We start from the raw sequence: 3324 nt of genomic DNA on the forward strand, positions 1-3324 counted from the left end.
CGGTGCCTCGGGCGCGGCGGCGGGGCCGATCACCCCCTCGCCCAGCAGGATCCGGAAGGTGCCGGGCGCGGTGGTTTCGGGTTCCAGGTTGCCGGTGGCCTCGGGCGACAGGCCCTGCGCCGAACGGCCGCCGCACAGCACCTCGAAGCCGGACACGCCGGAGAGCGCGATGCGGCCGAGAAAGAAGGCGCCATCGTCGCCGGCCTGCAATTCCCAGCCTTGCGCCAGCAGACGGCCGGGCAGCAGCAGCAGCAATAGCGCGAAGGCGAGACGTGACATTCCCCTCACCTCGCCGGCCGATCGCGCGCGATCCCCGGCGCCGTGCTGCGGCACAGGCAAAACGGGAACGCTTCGGGCTGGTCGGTCATGACAGAAAACTCCGCGCCGGGTGGGTTGCCACCAATTTCGCCCAGCGCGGAGGCGACATCAACGGCCTGTATCGCGTCGCCTTGCAATTAGCCTGACGGCAAGGCTGTGGGCGATCTTCAAAATTTTCCGAAATCTGCTGTTTGCCCGGCCCGGCTACTCCCCTTTGCCGCTGGTTTCCCATATTTGGGGCAAACCCAGAAAAACAAGGAGGGACGCGCCATGTCGGAGCCGACCTATTACAGCCCGCGCGGCGGGCATCCCCGGCAGGATCAGCTGCTGACCGGACGGGCCGTGTTCACCGAAGCCTATGCGGTGATCCCCCGCGGCACGGTGCAGGACATCACCACCAGCCGGCTGCCGCATTGGGAGGGCACCCGGCTGTGGATCATCGCCCGGCCGATGAGCGGCTTCTCCGAGACGTTTTCGCATTACCTGATGGTGGTCGGCCCCGGTGGCGGCAGCGACCGGCCCGAGCCGGAGGCCGGCGCCGAATCGGCGCTGTTCGTGACCGAGGGCGCGGTGACGCTGGTGCTGGAAGGGGCGAGCCACGTGCTGGAGGCCGGCGGCTTTGCCTTTATCCCGGCCGGGGCGACCTGGAGCTTGCACAACCATGCCGGGCCCGAGGCGCGGTTTCACTGGATCCGCAAACGGTATCAGGTGGTCGAGGGGCTGGGCCTGCCCGATCCGATCATCGCCAATGACCGCGAGATCGCGCCGGATCCGATGCCGGATTGCGACGGGCGCTGGGCCACGACGCGGTTCATGTCGCCCGATGATCTGCGCCACGACATGCATATCACCGTGGTCACGTTGCAGCCCGGCGCCTCGATCCCCTTTGCCGAGACCCATGTTATGGAGCACGGGTTGTATGTGTTGCAGGGCCGCGGGGTGTACCGGCTGAACCAGGACTGGGTCGAGGTCGAGGCCGGCGATTACATGTGGCTGCGCGCCTTCTGCCCGCAGGCTTGCTACGCCGGCGGACCCGAGCCGTTCCGCTATCTTCTGTACAAAGACGTCAACCGCCACGCGACGCTGTTGTGACACATGGTGGCCCTCCCCCGAGATGAAGGGGAGGGCCGCAGGGGCGGTTACCAACTGGGAGGACGCAGGCCCCGCCCCGCCTGCCGGTTTAGAAAAAGCCCAGCTTGTTGGGGTTGTAGCTGACCAGCATGTTCTTGGTCTGCTGGTAGTGGTCCAGCATCATCTTGTGGTTCTCGCGCCCGATGCCCGACTGCTTGTAGCCGCCAAAGGCCGCATGGGCCGGATAGGCGTGATAGTTGTTGACCCAGACACGGCCGGCCTCGATCCCGCGGCCAAAGCGATAGCAGGTGTTCATGTCTCGCGACCAGACCCCGGCGCCAAGGCCATACATGCTGTCATTGGCGATCTGCATCGCCTCGGCCTCGTCCTTGAAGGTGGTCACCGACACCACCGGGCCAAAGATTTCCTCCTGGAACACCCGCATCTTGTTGTGGCCCTTCAGGATGGTCGGCTGGATGTAATAGCCGTTGGCCAGATCGCCGCCCAACTGCGCCGCCGAACCGCCGGCCAACACCTGCGCGCCCTCTTCGACACCGATCTGCAGGTAGGACAGGATCTTGTCCTGCTGTTCGGCGCTGGCCTGGGCGCCGACCATGGTATCGGGCAGGCGCGGGTCGCCCTGCTTGATCGCCTTCACCCGGGCGATGGCGCGTTCGATAAACGCCTCGTAAATGTCTTCCTGGATCAGCGCCCGGCTGGGGCAGGTGCAGACCTCGCCCTGGTTGAAGGCGAACAGCACGAAGCCCTCGACCGCCTTGTCCAGAAAGGCGTCATCCCTGGCCATCACGTCGGAAAAGAAGATGTTGGGGCTTTTGCCGCCCAGTTCCAGCGTCACCGGGATCAGGTTCTCGGTGGCATATTGCATGATCATGCGGCCGGTCTGGGTGGAGCCGGTAAAGGCGATCTTGGCGATGCGCTTTGACTTGGCCAGCGGCGCGCCGACCTCGGCGCCATAGCCGTTGACGATGTTCAGCACGCCGGGCGGCAACAGATCGCCGATCAGCTCGGCCAGCACCATGATCGCCGCCGGGGTCTGTTCCGCCGGCTTCAGCACCACGCAGTTGCCCGCCGCCAAGGCCGGGGCCAGTTTCCAGGCCGCCATCAGCACCGAGAAGTTCCACGGGATGATCTGGCCGACCACGCCCAGTGGTTCGTGATAGTGATAGGCCACGGTGTCGGCGTCGATTTCCGACATCGCGCCTTCCTGCCCGCGCAGCACGCCGGCGAAATAGCGGAAATGGTCGGCCGAGAGCGGAATGTCGGCGGCGGTGGTTTCGCGGATCGGCTTGCCGTTGTCCCAGGTTTCGGCGGTGGCGATCAGATCCAGGTTCTGCTCGATCACATCGGCGATCTTGAGCAGAATGTTCGAGCGCTCGGCAGCGGGGGTTCTGCCCCAGGCCTCTTTCGCGGCATGGGCGGCGTCGAGCGCCAGGTCGACATCGGCCGCGTCCGAGCGGGCCACCTCGCAGACCACGCCGCCGGTGATCGGGGTGATGTTGTCGAAATACCGGCCATTGACCGGGGCGACAAAGCGCCCGCCGATATAGTTGTCGTAACGGGTTTTGAAGGGCGAGGCGAATTGCCCGACCGTCTGGGTCATTTCATTCATGATGGTTCCTCCTGCTTGGCCGGGTCCTCCACCCGGTTGCAGGCACCAGTTGCGGCGAGGCCGCGCGATTCGTCAGGAGGGGGGACGCGGCCGGCGGCGGCCGTCTGTCTCAGGACTGAGACAGGTGCTGCGGTTAATCGCCGAGGCCCAGCCGTTTCATCCGCCGGTACAGCGTTGCCCGGCCGACGCCCAGCGCCCGCGCCGCCTCGGATACGTTGCCGCCGGCGCGGGCCAGCGCCCGCGTCTGACCCCCAGCCACGGCCTCCCAACTGGTATGCCGCCTTCGGCTGGAAAAAAAGACAAAA

The 3324-nt window shown here is 65.9% G+C and carries 3 protein-coding genes and 1 pseudogene; 1 reads left to right on the top strand and 3 read right to left on the bottom strand.

The genetic code is table 11. From position 1 onward, the window contains the following. A partial coding sequence (locus CVM52_RS24590) for a hypothetical protein (protein ID WP_133119979.1) occupies positions 1–279 on the bottom strand: 279 nt, incomplete at its 3' end. Positions 280–588: 309 nt separating this feature from the next. Between CVM52_RS24590 and CVM52_RS24595 the strand changes: the two genes are divergently transcribed. After that, the gene (locus tag CVM52_RS24595) at positions 589–1410 is read left to right on the top strand and encodes a bifunctional allantoicase/(S)-ureidoglycine aminohydrolase (protein WP_100164923.1); all 822 of its coding nucleotides are present in this window, start codon (positions 589–591) and stop codon (positions 1408–1410) included. Between the two features lie 88 nt (positions 1411–1498). On the opposite strand, the gene adh is transcribed toward CVM52_RS24595, so the two are convergent. Together adh and CVM52_RS24605 are read right to left on the bottom strand one after the other, a co-directional pair. Beyond that, positions 1499–3019 (bottom strand): aldehyde dehydrogenase, encoded by a 1521-nt coding sequence (gene adh / locus CVM52_RS24600; protein WP_100164924.1) that lies wholly within the window; start codon positions 3017–3019, stop codon positions 1499–1501. A gap of 133 nt (positions 3020–3152) precedes the next feature. After that, positions 3153–3260: pseudogene (locus CVM52_RS24605) on the bottom strand (helix-turn-helix domain-containing protein); the annotation flags it as partial. Positions 3261–3324: the final 64 nt, after the last annotated feature.

Origin of the sequence: Pseudooceanicola lipolyticus, from assembly GCF_002786325.1 — a bacterium.
GTDB lineage: Bacteria > Pseudomonadota > Alphaproteobacteria > Rhodobacterales > Rhodobacteraceae > Pseudooceanicola_C > Pseudooceanicola_C lipolyticus.